16 protein-coding genes are annotated in these 14,884 nt (G+C 41.7%); 14 read left to right on the top strand and 2 right to left on the bottom strand.

What is annotated here, in order from left to right:
- The first annotated feature begins 118 nt into the window (after positions 1 to 118).
- The 8 genes from MHB66_RS12495 (at position 119) to udk (ending at position 8,109) form a co-directional block, all read left to right on the top strand.
- Entirely contained in the window at positions 119 to 685 is a 567-nt protein-coding gene (locus MHB66_RS12495) for a biotin transporter BioY (protein ID WP_041118101.1), read from the top strand.
- Positions 686 to 720: 35 nt separating this feature from the next.
- A complete protein-coding gene (locus MHB66_RS12490; protein WP_046312306.1) occupies positions 721 to 2,145 on the top strand; it encodes an acyl-CoA synthetase in 1,425 nt (474 codons plus the stop codon).
- Positions 2,133 to 3,221, top strand: coding sequence for an acetyl-CoA C-acyltransferase (locus MHB66_RS12485; protein ID WP_041118097.1), 1,089 nt, complete (start codon positions 2,133 to 2,135; stop codon positions 3,219 to 3,221). Before MHB66_RS12490 ends, MHB66_RS12485 begins: the two co-directional genes overlap by 13 nt.
- 73 nt (positions 3,222 to 3,294) lie before the next feature.
- On the top strand, positions 3,295 to 4,377 hold the full coding sequence (gene mltG, locus MHB66_RS12480) for an endolytic transglycosylase MltG (RefSeq protein WP_046311898.1): 1,083 nt from the start codon (positions 3,295 to 3,297) through the stop codon (positions 4,375 to 4,377).
- Positions 4,378 to 4,588: 211 nt separating this feature from the next.
- On the top strand, positions 4,589 to 5,254 hold the full coding sequence (locus MHB66_RS12475; RefSeq protein WP_039180249.1) for an O-methyltransferase: 666 nt from the start codon (positions 4,589 to 4,591) through the stop codon (positions 5,252 to 5,254).
- The gene (locus tag MHB66_RS12470; protein ID WP_046311896.1) at positions 5,251 to 6,180 is read left to right on the top strand and encodes a peptidase U32 family protein; all 930 of its coding nucleotides are present in this window, start codon (positions 5,251 to 5,253) and stop codon (positions 6,178 to 6,180) included. Before MHB66_RS12475 ends, MHB66_RS12470 begins: the two co-directional genes overlap by 4 nt.
- A gap of 20 nt (positions 6,181 to 6,200) precedes the next feature.
- Complete coding sequence (locus MHB66_RS12465; RefSeq protein WP_024423107.1) at positions 6,201 to 7,469, top strand: U32 family peptidase; 1,269 nt, start codon at positions 6,201 to 6,203, stop codon at positions 7,467 to 7,469.
- A gap of 7 nt (positions 7,470 to 7,476) precedes the next feature.
- A complete protein-coding gene (gene udk / locus MHB66_RS12460) occupies positions 7,477 to 8,109 on the top strand; it encodes a uridine kinase (RefSeq protein ID WP_024423106.1) in 633 nt (210 codons plus the stop codon).
- 52 nt (positions 8,110 to 8,161) lie between these two features.
- On the opposite strand, the gene MHB66_RS12455 is transcribed toward udk, so the two are convergent.
- Positions 8,162 to 8,509, bottom strand: coding sequence for an Ig-like domain-containing protein (locus tag MHB66_RS12455; RefSeq protein ID WP_046311893.1), 348 nt, complete (start codon positions 8,507 to 8,509; stop codon positions 8,162 to 8,164).
- A gap of 624 nt (positions 8,510 to 9,133) precedes the next feature.
- On the opposite strand from MHB66_RS12455, the gene greA reads away from it, so the two are divergent.
- The 3 genes from greA (at position 9,134) to MHB66_RS12440 (ending at position 12,133) form a co-directional block, all read left to right on the top strand.
- Complete coding sequence (gene greA, locus MHB66_RS12450; RefSeq protein ID WP_008358505.1) at positions 9,134 to 9,607, top strand: transcription elongation factor GreA; 474 nt, start codon at positions 9,134 to 9,136, stop codon at positions 9,605 to 9,607.
- Positions 9,608 to 9,657: 50 nt separating this feature from the next.
- Positions 9,658 to 11,400, top strand: coding sequence for a penicillin-binding protein 2 (locus tag MHB66_RS12445; RefSeq protein WP_046311891.1), 1,743 nt, complete (start codon positions 9,658 to 9,660; stop codon positions 11,398 to 11,400).
- Between the two features lie 67 nt (positions 11,401 to 11,467).
- Positions 11,468 to 12,133 (top strand): YrrS family protein, encoded by a 666-nt coding sequence (locus MHB66_RS12440; protein ID WP_046311889.1) that lies wholly within the window; start codon positions 11,468 to 11,470, stop codon positions 12,131 to 12,133.
- A gap of 38 nt (positions 12,134 to 12,171) precedes the next feature.
- On the opposite strand, the gene MHB66_RS12435 is transcribed toward MHB66_RS12440, so the two are convergent.
- Positions 12,172 to 12,375 (bottom strand): YrzA family protein, encoded by a 204-nt coding sequence (locus MHB66_RS12435; protein ID WP_024423103.1) that lies wholly within the window; start codon positions 12,373 to 12,375, stop codon positions 12,172 to 12,174.
- A 186-nt stretch (positions 12,376 to 12,561) separates the two neighbouring features.
- Here MHB66_RS12435 and MHB66_RS12430 point away from each other — a divergent pair, with 186 nt between their 5' ends.
- From MHB66_RS12430 to MHB66_RS12420, 3 genes are read left to right on the top strand one after another with little or no spacing between them, the layout of a single operon-like run.
- Positions 12,562 to 13,203 (top strand): class I SAM-dependent methyltransferase, encoded by a 642-nt coding sequence (locus tag MHB66_RS12430; protein WP_046311888.1) that lies wholly within the window; start codon positions 12,562 to 12,564, stop codon positions 13,201 to 13,203.
- A gap of 15 nt (positions 13,204 to 13,218) precedes the next feature.
- On the top strand, positions 13,219 to 13,914 hold the full coding sequence (gene mtnN / locus MHB66_RS12425) for a 5'-methylthioadenosine/S-adenosylhomocysteine nucleosidase (protein WP_046311886.1): 696 nt from the start codon (positions 13,219 to 13,221) through the stop codon (positions 13,912 to 13,914).
- Positions 13,915 to 13,960: 46 nt separating this feature from the next.
- The gene (locus MHB66_RS12420) at positions 13,961 to 14,884 is read left to right on the top strand and encodes a cysteine synthase family protein (protein WP_046311884.1); all 924 of its coding nucleotides are present in this window, start codon (positions 13,961 to 13,963) and stop codon (positions 14,882 to 14,884) included.

Below are 14,884 nucleotides of genomic sequence, written 5' to 3'. Positions count from 1 at the left end.
TTTCTTCACAGGTCTTTTTTTACGATTAATATGTTAACTTTATTTTATTTTATGTTGACATAATGAATTGTACCTTTTACTCTGTTTTTAACAATAAATTGAGTGAGGGGCATGGAGATTGAAAATACAAGATATGATGCAAATAGCGTTAATGACAGCGGTCATCGGGATGTTAGGCTTAATCCCGCCGATTTTACTTACATTTACACCTGTACCGATTACATTGCAAACCGCAGGTCTTTTGCTTGCTGGCGGGCTGTTAAAGCCTAAACAAGCACTAATCAGTTTATGTCTTTTTCTTTTGGTTGTGGCAGCAGGCGCACCTCTTTTGTCAGGCGGGAGAGGCGGGATAGGGGTCTTTTTTGGTCCAAGCGGTGGTTTTCTTCTTGCTTATCCTGCTGCTGCCTTCATGATCAGCTTATGGGTGAACCGGCTGAAAAAAGTAACCGCACTGCGTCTTTTTGTGATCTATGCGGTTTGCAGTATTGTGATTTTGTATATGTGCGGTATCCCCTTTCAAGCCATGATGATGCATATGAAGGTCTCGCAGGCGACTTTCCTTAGTTTGATTTATCTTCCAGGCGATCTCATCAAAGCGGGAATGTGTGCTGTCTTTACGGTCAAAATCATACAGGCCCTGTCATATCGAAAAAGGGATCTGCATAAAGGGAGGCGTGCAGTTTGAACAGAATAACGGAAAGCTATGCAGTACATGCAGAAATGAAACCAGATCAGATTGCCATCATAGATGAGCAAGAAAGCATTACATATCAAGATTGGTATGAACGTGTGCAGAGATCAGCACAGTGGTTACAAGGAACGGTTCATCAGCAAAAAAGAATCGCTTTTTTATTATCAAATGGTGCTTCTTTTTTGCAAATATTTGCGGGCGCTGCTTATGCAGGATGGACAGCCGTTCCGCTTGATCCGAGATGGAGTCATGAAGAATGTGTCGAAAAGCTCCTGTTAAGTGAGGCGGATCTCGCCATTATAGAGGATCGATTGATAAAGAGATTTGAACAGGGAAGCGTGGACATGCCGCTTCTTTCTTTATCAGAATGGAAGGAAAGAATGAGCCTTCTCACAGACAGTCCATATAACAGCTGCGATACCGAGAAGAATCCTGTCTTTTATATGGGGTTTACGTCAGGATCAACGGGCTCACCGAAAGCCTTTATTAGGCGTCAGCAGTCTTGGATCGAGAGCTTTCGAATGACCACTGCTTCATTTGGAATCACTCATCAAGATCATGCTCTTATATTAGGTACACTCTTATCCTCTCACTTTTTATATGGTGCTATTAGTACATTATACTTTGGCGGCACAGTGACGCTTTTAGAAAAATTTGTGCCAGTAAAAGCGAAGAAAGCCTTAGAGACAGGTGATATCACCGTGATGTATACTGTCCCAACAATGACAGAAACGTTACTACAAATCGAAGCTTTTAGAGAAGACAATCCACTTCTTGTCATGTCATCGGGAGCAGATTGGAGCATCTCTTCAAAAGAACAGCTCGTGATCAACTATCCACATGTCACTTTTTTTGATTTTTATGGCACATCAGAGTTAAGTTTTGTCTCTTATTTGTCTTCAAATGACTTTATGCAAAAACCTACTTCTGTTGGACGGCCTTTCTCCTCCATTCAAGTAGAAGTAAGGCGGCCCGATCAATCTGTCTGTCAGCCAAATGAAACAGGGAGAATTTATGTAAAGAGCCCAATGACGTTTTCAGGATACTTGCATGAGCAGAAACCGCCGGAGGAGTGGCTGACAGTTTACGATATGGGAGGGCTGGATGAAGACGGTTATCTGTATATGAGCGGTCGTGAGAATGGCATGATTGTCTATGGAGGACTGAATATTTTCCCAGAGGAAATTGAGCGTGTGCTAAATGAACAGCCAGAGGTCAAACGGTCGATTGTGGTTGGCGTTCCTGACCCATATTGGGGTGAAATCCCTGTTGCCATACTGGAGCAAGTGCCGCAAATAAAGGCGGTTCGACAAGCTGTTAAAGAAAAACTGGCGGCCTACAAGGTACCAAAAAAATGGCTTGTGATTGATCAAATGATTGAAACATCCGGCGGAAAAATAGCCCGCGCGAGCATAAAAAAGTGGGCGGAGGAGCAATTGTCATGCAAGCAGTGATCGTAGAAGCAAAACGAACACCCTTCGGTGATAAAAATGGGATGCTGAAAAATTATCGCCCAGAGCAATTAGCCGCTCCCCTTATTCGGCATTTGTCTCAGATGAGGACGCCGGATGACGTCATATTAGGCAATGTCGTCGGAGGCGGTGGAAATATGGCCCGTCTGTCCTCATTAGAAGCAGGTCTTCCTTTACACGTTCCCGGTATGACAATTGACAGGCAGTGTGCCTCGGGTCTTGAAGCGATCCGAACAGCTTGCGTCATGGTTCAATCGGGGGAGGGCACGATGTATATCGCTGGCGGGACTGAGAGCATTTCCAGCTCACCAATGAAAGAGAGAGCACGCTTTTCACCGGAGCGGATAGGAGATCCGCATATGGGAGAAGCAGCAGAGCTGACCGCGTCGGCATTTTCTGTCACGAGAAAAGAACAAGATGACTATGCCCTTTTAAGCTGGGAAAGAAGTTTAGCAGCATTCACACATGGTACATATTCAGAAGAAATCGTTTCGATTGACGGGATGAACATAGATGAAGCGGCTGCTAAAATAAGACCAATGGCAAAGCTGATCAAGCGGGCAAAGCCTGTATTTTTACCGGGAAAAGGAACTGTGACCGCCGCCAATAGCTGTAAGGAAGCAGACGGAGCAGCCGCCGTCGCTGTGATGGAAAGATCGCTAGCGGAAGCAAGTGGATATAAGGTGATGCTACGGTATGCCGGAAGTGCTGTGACAGCGATACATCCTCATTTTCCAGCTGCTTCACCAATTGATGCGATCAAGAAGCTTTTACATCAAGAGAACATCAAGGCAGAGGAAGTGGCGTTATTTGAAATCAATGAAGCGTTTGCGCTGAAAGCTGCACTTATTGCCCGGACGCTGGGGATACCATATGACCGGATCAATAGAAGAGGCGGTGCACTTTGCCTTGGGCATCCTTACAGCGCGTCAGGAGCTGCTATGATGGTGAGATTATTTTATGAAGGGCGCGCCTTACCGAATGGAAGCTATGTCATGGCTGCTATTGGAAGTGGTGGCGGCATTGGTTTAGCCGTGTTATGTCAAGTTCTGTCATGACATGCATAAGCAAGGAATTGCCGAACTCCGTCGAATCATGTACTATAAAAGCTAGATGTGAGGAGGGCCATGCATGTTTTCAGAACAAAAGAAACGACCATTCTTCAAAAGAAAAATGGGGATCGTCCTGTTATCTGTCCTTGCTGTCATCATCATTGCAGCATTATCAGGCTTTTTATATGTTAAATCAGCACTCGGACCGGTCGATCAAAAAAGTAAACAAACCATTAATATTCATATTCCAAATGGGACATCTGTCCGCGAAATTGCAGGCATTTTAAAAGATAATGGGCTCATTTCGAATGACGCGATTTTTACTTATTATGCAAAATACAAAAAGGCGTCCGGCTTTAAAGCGGGATATTTTCATTTAAAACAAACAATGGACGCAGACACGCTGATCAAAAAGCTGACATCTGGCGGGACAGATTACGCCTTTCAGCTTGTGATTCCAGAGGGAAGACAGCTGTCTGATATTGCAGCCATTATTGCAAATCAGACGAATTTTTCAGCGAAGGAAGTTGAAGCGAAGCTGGATGATCCTGATTTTATTCAAACACTAATGAAAAAATATCCGAAAACCGTGACATCACATGTGAATGGAAAACAGGTGAAACATCCGTTGGAGGGTTATTTATTCCCTGCTACGTATCCATTTTATCGTGAGGATGAATCGCTCGAAACGATCATTGAAACGATGATTAAACAAACAGATCAATACGTGAAAACGTATGAAAAAGACATGAAAAAAAGAAACATGTCCATACATGATGTGTTAACGATGGCATCACTGATTGAAATGGAAGCAACAGAAAAGACAGATCGGGCAAAAATCTCAAGTGTATTCTATAACCGGTTGAAAAAGGACATGCCGCTTCAAACTGATCCAACCGTTCTTTATGCACTTGGTGAGCATAAATCCCGCGTGTATTACAAAGACCTAAAAGTGAAATCTCCTTATAACACGTATAACAACAAAGGGCTGCCGCCTGGACCTATTGCAAATGCTGGTGAATCCTCTTGGAAAGCCGCTTTGCATCCAGAGAAAACGGATTACGTTTACTTCCTTGCGAAGAAAAATGGCGAAGTCGTATTTACGAAAACGTTAAATGAGCATAATAAAGCAAAAGCGAAATACATCACAGGCAGCAATTAACGTACAAGTGAATCGAAAAAGACTGTAGACAATATGAGATTGCCTGCAGTTTTTTTCGTTGGAATATCCATTTTATAGGTTCGCAATTACCACTTCTTTGTGGTAAAATATATCGGGTTGTTTTTACTTAGATGAACGAAAGATTGACGAGAAAGAGAGCTGCAATAGGCAGGACTCTTCTTTTTCAGGTCATGAAGGAGCTAGACAGATAATGACTATCGAAGATGATCGAATAAATGATTATATTGAACATTTAATTCACCCAAGTCCTGATGCAATCGCTCAATTAGAGATATATGCAAAGGAGCATCATGTGCCAATTATGGAAAAGGTGAGCATCGAGCTTTTATTGCAGCTGCTTTCGATGAAAAAGCCGAAGAAAATTCTTGAGGTCGGGACAGCGATTGGCTATTCCGCCATTCGAATGGCAACAGCTCTGCCAGATGCTGAGATTTATACGATTGAGCGCAATGCAAAGCGCTATGAAGAAGCGACACGGAACATTGAGGAATTAAAGTTAAAAGAAAGAATACACGTGTTTTTTGGTGATGCGATGGAATCGGCTAAAACGGTCCAAACGATGGCGCCCTATGATGTGATCTTTATTGATGCCGCAAAAGGGCAGTACAAGCGTTTTTTTGAATTGTTTGAACCGATGCTCGCTCATGACGGAATGATTATTACAGACAATGTCTTATTTAAAGGCTTAGTGGCGACAAATTATGAAGAAGAAATTGAAGATAAACGAAAAAAACAATTAATTGGAAAGATTGATCGATACAATCAATGGCTCATGTCAAACCCTGATTTCCAAACGTGCATTATTCCAGTTGGAGACGGGATCGCCATTAGTACAAAAAGAGGTGACCAATCATGAAGAAACCAGAATTGCTTGTGACGCCAAGCAGCGTGTCAGACGTACTGCCATTAATTGAGGCAGGAGCTGATGCATTCTTAATAGGCGAACAAACATACGGTATTCGTCTTGCAGGTGAGTTTTCAAGAGAAGATGTGAAACAAACGGTAGAGCTTGCACATGCCCATCACAAAAAAGTGTATGTGGCGATGAATGCGATTTTTCATAATGACCGCGTGCAGCTGCTTGGAGATTATTTAACCTTTCTCGATTCATTAAACGTGGACGGCGTCGTTTTTGGAGACCCGGCCGTGATCATGGCCGCAAAGGAAACAGGGGTGAAACTGAACCTTCACTGGAGTACAGAAACGACTGGAACCAACTATTACACTTGTAACTATTGGGGCAGAAAGGGCGCATTGCGTGCTGTTCTTGCTAAAGAGCTGAACATGGACAGTGTGATCGACATCAAAGAAAATGCTGAGGTGGAGATTGAAATTCAAGTCCATGGCATGACATGTATGTTTCAATCAAAACGTACGCTCATCGGCAACTACTTTGAATACCAGGGCAAGCAAATGGATGTCGAAGGCAGAAATATGGAGGAAGGGCTATTCCTGCATGACCAAGAGCGTCAAAACAAATACCCTATTTTCGAGGATGCAAACGGGACACATATTATGAGTCCAAATGATGTGTGTATGATTGACGAATTAGAAGAGTTTGTTGACGCAGGCATTGACTCATTTAAAATTGACGGAATTTTAAAGTCACTTTCTTATATGACAGAGGTGACATCACTTTATAGAAAAGCAATTGATTTACTAACGACTGACAAAGACGCGTATGAAGATCAGAAAGAAGACTGGGTGAAGCGGATTGAAGAGATTCAGCCAGTGAATCGTTCGATTGATACAGGGTTCTTCTTTAAAGAAACGGTTTATTAAGATAAGAGGAGGCAGAGGAAATGGCATTATTGAAAGATGGTATTTCTGAAATGATTGATGGGAAACGTGTCATTACAAAAAAACCAGAACTGCTTGCACCCGCAGGAAACTTGGAAAAGCTGAAAATTGCTGTACATTACGGAGCTGACGCTGTTTTTATTGGCGGGAAAGAATTTGGACTTCGCTCAAATGCAGATAACTTTTCAATTGAAGAAATGGCAGAAGGTGTCGCATTTGCAAACAAATATGGTGCACGCATTTATGTGACAACAAATATCTTCGCTCACAATGAAAACATGGACGGGCTGGAGGAATACCTTCAAGGGATCGAAGGCGCTGGAGTAGCAGGCATTATTGTAGCTGATCCACTGATCATTGAAACATGTAAACGTGTTGCACCGAAGCTTGAAGTCCATTTAAGCACACAGCAATCTCTTTCAAATTGGAAAGCTGTTCAGTTTTGGAAGGAAGAAGGGCTTGAGCGTGTGGTGCTCGCACGTGAAACTAGTGCGCTAGAAATTAGAGAAATGAAAGAAAAGGTCGATATTGAAATCGAAACATTCATTCACGGTGCGATGTGTATCGCATACTCTGGCCGCTGCGTGCTCAGTAACCATATGACGGCAAGAGATTCTAACCGCGGAGGCTGCTGCCAGTCCTGCCGCTGGGATTATGATCTTTATAAACTAGAAGGTTCTGAGGAAGCGCCTTTATTTGGTGAGGAAGATGCGCCATTTGCAATGAGTCCAAAAGATTTGAAGCTTGTTGAATCCATTCCTCAAATGATCGAAATGGGAATTGACAGCTTAAAAATCGAAGGACGGATGAAATCCATTCATTATGTTGCCACTGTTGTAAGTGTATATCGCAAAGTCATTGATGCGTATTGTGCTGATCCAGACAATTTTGTCATTCAGCAGGAATGGTTAGATGAATTAGATAAATGTGCAAACCGTGACACAGCACCAGCCTTTTTCGAAGGCGTACCAGGAACGGATGAACAAATGTTTGGCATCCATGGGAAGAAAACGACATTTGATTTCGCAGGTCTTGTTCTTCATTATGATGAAAAAGAACAAATCGTGACATTGCAGCAGCGTAACTTCTTTAAGCAAGGCGACGAAGTCGAATTCTTCGGACCAGAAATTGAGAATTTCACATGCAAAATTGAAACGATTTGGGATGAAAAAGGAAATGAACTAGATGCTGCTCGTCATCCGCTGCAAATCGTCAAATTCAAGCTTGATCAAAAAGTATACCCTAGCAACATGATGAGAAAGGGGAAATAACAGCCACATGAGGAGTAAACCAGTTGTCATTGGTATTGCTGGCGGCTCGGGTTCAGGTAAAACGAGCGTCACCAATTCGATCTATGAAAAATTTAAAGGACATTCCATCCTCATGCTTCAGCAAGACTTATATTACAAAAATCAAAGTCATATGCCATTTGAAGAGCGCCTGCTCACGAACTATGATCATCCACTTGCATTCGACAATGACCTGATGTTTGAGCATTTGGAACAGCTCTTAAGGTATGAATCCATTGAAAAACCAATATATGATTTTAAACTAAACACACGTTCAGAAGAGACGGTTCATGTTGAGCCGAAGGATGTCATTATCGTTGAAGGTATCTTTGCGCTCGAAGACGAACGTTTGAGAGATTTAATGGATATTAAACTGTATGTTGATACAGATGCAGACCTTCGCATCATCCGCCGTATTTTACGCGATACGAAGGAAAGAGGCCGGTCGATCGATTCTGTGATTGAACAATATGTATCTGTTGTCAGACCGATGCATAATCAATTCATTGAACCGACGAAACGATACGCCGATATCATCATCCCAGAAGGCGGCCAAAACCATGTGGCGATAGACTTAATGGTGACAAAAATTCAAACGATTCTTCAAAACCGAGCAGAGTAAATGGTGGAGAAGAAAAAGACCTTTACATTGTAAAGGTCTTTTCAGCATCATCTTACCAAACTCTCACAAAAACTTGTCCTAAGACAGACGTTCCTTTATAAAGAGTGATAGTGGCATCGCCACGTGAATGAGCGGTCACTAGCCCACTAGAGCTTACAGAAGCAACACTCTGGTTATCTGTCCAATAACGTGTTGCTGCAGCATTATAGACTGAGCATTGCTCACCAACTCTCATAGGTAAATCGTAATTTTGAATCGAAATTACATCTAATGTTTTAAATCCCGAGGAGCAGCTATTGACTGTGAAATCCGCTGTTTCTTTGGCTGAAGCCATGCCCATTAGTGAAAAAGATAAGGTAGAGATGGATAGAACAGAAACAATTGTTTTCTTCATGTTCATTTAAAACACTCCCTAGCATGTATTTGGTCTTTCATTGATAAAATTCAGTGAAAACCAAATATTTCCTTATTGATATTTGTTAATTATATGTGAAACTTTTATTAAAGCAGCATTCTCGGAAAAAATCTTAAGGGTTTGATATGATAAGAAAACAATGAAGAAAAGAAGAGATGGAGAAATCACTACCACATAGCGAAAGAATGAAGTTGAAAAAGTATATTAAAAAAACGACACACAAATCATCACAAATTTTCAAACAATTCTTGATCAAAATGCAATTTTGTAATAATATAGCATAGACATATCGTACACTGACCATATTATGTATTGGAAGATGGAGAATGGATAAGTTATTCTTCTACATATGATCGAAATGGCCGAACGAGGTACAGGAGCTTCCTGTGCCTTTCCACAGTTTGTGCGATTTTAGACCGCTGCGAGTGGTCCTGTCTAATAAAAGGCATAATAGTTGCATCTAAAAGGGACGCCATGTAAGATGGACTTTTACGAATATGGTACAGAAGGAATGAGGGCCTGAACATGTCCTCATTCTTGTATATTTCAGTCGTCACTCACGTGCAGAAAGTTTGTATGATGAGGATTAATAGAAGGAGTGAATGATTCATGGCACAAGAGAAAGTATTTCCAATGACAGAAGAAGGAAAACGTAAATTAGAAGAAGAGCTTGAATATTTGAAAACGGTTAAACGTAAAGAGGTTGTAGAGCGTATTAAAATCGCTAGAAGTTTTGGAGACCTCTCTGAAAACTCGGAATATGATTCTGCTAAAGAAGAGCAGGCGTTTGTAGAAGGCCGTATTACAACGCTTGATAATATGATTCGTAATGCTAAAATTATCGAAGATGAAGGAAACTCAAATGTGGTTTCACTTGGTAAAACGGTGACATTCGTTGAATTACCAGATGGGGAAGAAGAGTCTTACACAATTGTTGGAAGTGCAGAAGCTGATCCGTTCGAAGGCAAGATTTCAAACGATTCACCTATTGCAAAAAGCCTTTTAGGTAAACAAGTAGACGACAAAGTAACCGTTCAAACACCTGGCGGAGAAATGTTCGTCCAAATTGTAAAAATTTCATAATCACGTTTATCAGGTAAACACCTCGTCCACAATAGGGACGAGGTGTTTTTATGCGCAAAAAAAGAAGAATTCAATGGACAGGTGCGATTATTTTTATACTATTGCTCGGTCTTCTGATGAGACTGGCAGAAATTCAGCTGTTCTTCACAGAATCGTTTTCAAAGCTTGATATCAATTTAATACAAGAAAGTGTCAAACAGCGAACAGAAGAAGTCGTTATTTCAGACGGGCGCGGTGAGTTTTTAGATCGAAACGGTCAAGCACTTCTTACAAAAGAACAGCCTGCGGTTATCTTATTTCCTTTCCTGCAATATGATCTTCCACGCTTACACCAAACCGCCTCTATTCTTGAGATGGAAGAGGATGAACTCAAAAAACAGTTAACAGAAACGAAAAAACCTCTCATTTTAAAAGATGACATCACGAAAAAAAAACTGAAAGACATCAATGATATGAAATATTCAGGTGTGTACGGCGTATATATGAAAGAGAAGGACAAAAAAAGACTTGCCCTCCACACATTAGGTTTCACAAGCGAAAATCCAGAACTACTCAGAAAGCGTTATCCTGACAAAAAAGAGCTTTCCATACGTACTGAAATCGGCACATTTGGGCTGGAAAGCACCTTTGACGAATTTCTATTACCCGAACAAGACACAAAATTGTTATATCATGTGGACGGAAGGGGAAACCCTTTGTTCGGTATGGACGTCAAATATACAGCAGAAGCTCATTCCTTTTATCCACTTCAGGTACAGACAACGATAGATGAAGACATGCAGGCTGAAATGGAGAAGGTGCTCAAAGACCAAGGCGTTGAAAAAGGCGGTGCCGTTCTGCTCGACATTGAAAGCAGCAGTGTACTGGCAATGGCAAGTACCCCAAATGTCACAAGCAAAAACCGGCATGAGGCAAGAAATTACATGCTGACAGCGATTGCTCCAGGCTCTGTCTTTAAAACAGCTGTACTTGCCGCAGCAATCGAAAAAAACCTTGACCAGCCACAAACCATGTATGACTGTCGAAAGAATTTATATGGAGAGCCTGAAGGAAAACAGGAAGTGCTGAATCTGACGGACAGTTTCTCGCAGAGCTGCAATTATACCTTTGCGGCACTTGCTGGAAAGCTCATTCAAACTGATGATCAAATCATCGAAAAGACGGCTGCAAAGCTTGGACTCATAGATCGAGCTGGCTGGGAAGGGGATGTCTATCATAAGCAGCACTTCAAACAGTTTGATCGTGAAGAAACAGGCAGTGTGTGGGGAGATAAAAGAGACAAGCATGTCAAAAAAGCCATTGCACAAACCGCAATAGGACAAAAAAATGTCAAAACGACACCTCTGCAAATCGCGAATATGATGGCTGCGATCGCAAGAGGAGGAGAACGAAAAGAAGTGAAAATCGCAGAAAAAGTGCTGTATCAAAACGGAACAACGATGCTGTCCTTTCAAAACAAACGGCCTGAAGGGGGCAGCATTGACCGCTATACAGCTCAAAAGCTGCAAAAATTCTTAAGGCAGGTGGTGACCTCTGACAAGGGAACCGGAAGAAGGTTTCAAGATTTGCCATACGATGTAGCAGGAAAATCAGGTACTGCCCAAACCGGCAGTCAAGACAAAAAGGGGAATCCGCTTTATCATAAGTGGTTTGCTGGATACTTTCCGGTAGAAAAACCAAAATACGCCCTTGTTGTTGTTCACCTTGATGAGACAAGTGGCCGGGCTAAGACAAATGATGCGTTTTATGATATTGTAAAAAAGGTCAATGAAATTGAAAAGAAACAGACATAGAACATCCCTTCATGACATGTTAGAATAGTAACGACTTAGGGAACAGAGGCAAAGGAGTGCAGAGATTTTGAGTAGAAATTCTCGATTTGAACATCGTGATAAGCGCAGAAAGGCAAATATGGTGCTTAACATATTAATTGGTATCGTTGTGGTGCTTATTTTGGTTGTCGCATCGAGTTTGTTAATTTTTAATAAGCCGAAAGATCCAGATGTAGCGAAAGAGCCATCAAAAACGGCACCTGCAACAAGTGAAAATAAACAAAACTCACAAGAAGATGTGAAAGATCCAAAGAAAGACACATCCGATGATTCAGATGCAAAAAAAGATGATTCATCTGATCAAGACGACGAAACGAAGAAGACAGATGATGAAGAAAAGCCTAATAAAGATGCGTTAAAAGACGCCAAAGAAACAGATGGCGGCAAAACGAGTGATGTAGACAAAACATACGAAAATGATGACTGGGAGCCTGTAGGAACAGAGCAATCCGGTTCACATACAGCAACCTATGATTCCAGCTCAAAAGACTGGAAAGAAATGATCAAAGCCATGTCCTATGCGACAGGAATTTCAGAAGATCAAATGACCGTTCTTTGGTTAGGAAATAACGGAGGTCCTCAAGATGCAAAAGGAACCATCCGTGATAAAACAACAGGTGAACGCTACCGCGTGGAAATTACGTGGGTAGATGAAAAAGGCTGGAAACCTGTGAAGGTTGAAAAATTAAGATGAACATGAAAAAAAGATAGCAGATATGCTATCTTTTTTGTTTAAACATTTGCTTTAAAATGAACAACTGCTGTATACAAAATCCGCTCATCGATCACAGTCGTTTGATGACTGACAGAATGAACGGTCAGCAGAATCGCCTGATTATGTTCAATTTGTTTTTGGATCTTTTGTTCAAGTTCTTTTAAAGATGTTGCTTCAAAAAATTCTATTTTATCCTTTAAAAAATCCAGCTGAAAATCCATTTGATTCACCTCTCTATACTCTTCATTCATCTTAATCTCTCTCCCTCAGGAGGGCAAATGTTTTTCTGTCTCTCCCAGTATTTTTTAGTAGGAAAGAAACAGAAGTTGTGGTAGGATAGGAACTGTTCGATGGAATAAAACATACTATACGCATAGGAATAAATAGATAAAGTGGAGGGAAAGAAAATGGGACGCGAATTTCTTTCTTTATTTGATCATTGGGCCGACTCTTATGACGACACGGTAAGTGGTCATGACGAGCAGTATAGAGAAGTGTTTCGCCGGTATCCGGCTATTTTAAAAGAAATTGCCCGCCGTTCAGGCCAAGATGTTCTTGAGTTTGGAAGCGGTACGGGGAATCTAACAGCGCTGCTCCTTGCAGCTGATAAAAACGTGTTTGGTGTTGAACCATCAGATGCCATGAAGAAAGCGGCTCTTCAAAAAGGACTGCCAGATCTATTTCATGATGGGGATTTTTTATCATTTCCAGCGCCGCCTTTTGAGCCAGATACGATCGTCAGCTCATATGCATTCCACCATTTAACGGATGAAGAAAAAAAACAAGCCATTCACACCTATAGCAACATCCTTCACTCAGATGGTAAAATAGTTTTTGCTGATACAATGTTTCAAAATCAAGCAGCACATCAAGCTCAGATCGACAAAGCGAGAGCCGCAGGGTTCGATCAGCTTGCAGAGGATTTAGAAACGGAATATTATCCATCCATTGATGTGCTAAAGCAAATCTTTGAAGAAGAAGGTTTTAGCACATCCTTTCATCAAATGAATGATTTTGTTTGGATCGTAGAAGCGAAGAAAAGGGAATGAAAGGATGTTTTTGATTTGAAAATCGCAGTTATAGGTGCAATGGAAGAAGAAGTGACGATTTTAAGAGATCAACTAAAAAATGCTACACAAGAAAACATCGCCGGGTGTGAATTTACAACAGGTGTTTATGAAGATAAAGAAGTGATTTTATTAAAATCAGGGATTGGAAAAGTAAATGCAGCGGTCAGCACAACATTACTGCTTGACCGCTTTCAGCCAGATTATGTGATCAATACAGGATCTGCTGGCGGTTTTCACCACTCATTAAATGTAGGTGATATTGTCATCTCTACTGATGTGAGACATCATGATGTAGATGTGACCATCTTTGATTACGAATATGGACAAGTGCCGGGACTTCCAGCTGCTTTCATTGCAGATGACAAGCTTGTGAAGCTGGCAGAAGAATCTGCTTTAGAAATTGATCATATTCAAGTGGCAAAAGGAACGATTGCAACAGGAGATTCGTTTATGAATGATCCGGATCGTGTAGCGTTTGTGAGAGAGAAGTTTCCAGAGCTATATGCGGTGGAAATGGAAGCCGCAGCCGTTGCACAGGTCTGCCAGCTCTTTGGTACGCCATTTGTTGTCGTTCGTGCGCTATCGGATATTGCAGGGAAAGAATCCAATATCTCCTTTGATCAATTCCTTGAGCAAGCAGCGATTCACTCAACCGACCTTGTCTTGCGTATGATAAAGCAAACACAATAAAAGAAGGGGTTTCCCCCTTCTTTTCCATGCAAAGGAAGGGAATCATATGGCTGTCATAAAGGATATTACTGAATTAATTGGCCGCACACCGCTTTTAAAGCTGTCAGGGATTGGCATCCCAAAAGGCGTTGAGGTGTATGCAAAGCTTGAGATGATGAATCCAGGTGGAAGTATTAAGGATCGATTAGGTGATATGCTCATCAGAGAAGCATTGGCATCTGGCAAACTGCGTCCAGGCGGAACTATTATTGAAGCGACTGCTGGAAACACAGGAATTGGGCTTGCCCTAAGTGCAAGAAAGCATCAATTGCAGACCATTTTTTGTGTACCAGAACATTTTAGTCAAGAAAAACAACAGCTGATGAAGGCGCTCGGTGCAGAAATTATTCATACGCCGAGAAAAGAAGGCATGAAGGGTGCGATTGATCGAGCCCTTGAACTAGAGGCAAGCCTTGACAATGCCTATTGTGTTTTACAATTTAAAAACCAAGTAAATCCATTGACTTACTATAGAACACTCGGTCCCGAATTATGGTCCGACTTAAAAGGGAATATCGATGTATTCGTGGCTGGAGCAGGATCTGGCGGGACTTTTCAAGGGTGTGCCGCCTATTTAAAAGAGCAGCATCAGGCGTTAAAAACAGTGGTTGTGGAGCCTGAAGGATCAATTTTAAATGGAGGGGACCCGGGCCCGCATAGAACGGAAGGAATTGGCCTTGAATTTATCCCAGATTATATGGAGCAGGCTTTATTCGATGAGATTTACACTGTCAGTGATGATGATGCGTTTCGAATGGTGAAAGAAGCAGCTGAAAAAGAAGGTGTTCTCATCGGCAGCTCTTCTGGTGCCGCTTTATTTGCCGCTTTAGAGGAAGCAAAGAAAGCAGCACCTGGGACAGTCATTGTCACCATTTTTCCTGACAGCAGTGAGCGATATTTAAGTAAAGGAATTTATGAGGGAGGAAAATAG

The organism is Bacillus sp. FSL L8-0167, assembly GCF_038630295.1.
GTDB lineage: Bacteria > Bacillota > Bacilli > Bacillales > Bacillaceae > Bacillus > Bacillus safensis.
The sequence above is the reverse complement of the archived record's forward strand: the minus strand, read 5'-3'. Positions and strand labels throughout refer to the sequence as shown.

Excerpts from the sequence above, each read along its gene's own strand:
- MHB66_RS12490 (WP_046312306.1), top strand. The coding sequence starts at position 721 with ATGAAACCAGATCAGATTGCCATCATAGATGAGCAAGAAAGCATTACA.
- MHB66_RS12485 (WP_041118097.1), top strand. The coding sequence starts at position 2,133 with ATGCAAGCAGTGATCGTAGAAGCAAAACGAACACCCTTCGGTGATAAA.
- mltG (WP_046311898.1), top strand. The coding sequence starts at position 3,295 with ATGTTTTCAGAACAAAAGAAACGACCATTCTTCAAAAGAAAAATGGGG.
- MHB66_RS12475 (WP_039180249.1), top strand. The coding sequence starts at position 4,589 with ATGACTATCGAAGATGATCGAATAAATGATTATATTGAACATTTAATT.
- MHB66_RS12470 (WP_046311896.1), top strand. The coding sequence starts at position 5,251 with ATGAAGAAACCAGAATTGCTTGTGACGCCAAGCAGCGTGTCAGACGTA.
- MHB66_RS12465 (WP_024423107.1), top strand. The coding sequence starts at position 6,201 with ATGGCATTATTGAAAGATGGTATTTCTGAAATGATTGATGGGAAACGT.
- udk (WP_024423106.1), top strand. The coding sequence starts at position 7,477 with ATGAGGAGTAAACCAGTTGTCATTGGTATTGCTGGCGGCTCGGGTTCA.
- MHB66_RS12455 (WP_046311893.1), bottom strand. The coding sequence starts at position 8,509 with ATGAACATGAAGAAAACAATTGTTTCTGTTCTATCCATCTCTACCTTA.
- greA (WP_008358505.1), top strand. The coding sequence starts at position 9,134 with ATGGCACAAGAGAAAGTATTTCCAATGACAGAAGAAGGAAAACGTAAA.
- MHB66_RS12445 (WP_046311891.1), top strand. The coding sequence starts at position 9,658 with ATGCGCAAAAAAAGAAGAATTCAATGGACAGGTGCGATTATTTTTATA.
- MHB66_RS12435 (WP_024423103.1), bottom strand. The coding sequence starts at position 12,375 with ATGGATTTTCAGCTGGATTTTTTAAAGGATAAAATAGAATTTTTTGAA.
- MHB66_RS12430 (WP_046311888.1), top strand. The coding sequence starts at position 12,562 with ATGGGACGCGAATTTCTTTCTTTATTTGATCATTGGGCCGACTCTTAT.
- MHB66_RS12420 (WP_046311884.1), top strand. The coding sequence starts at position 13,961 with ATGGCTGTCATAAAGGATATTACTGAATTAATTGGCCGCACACCGCTT.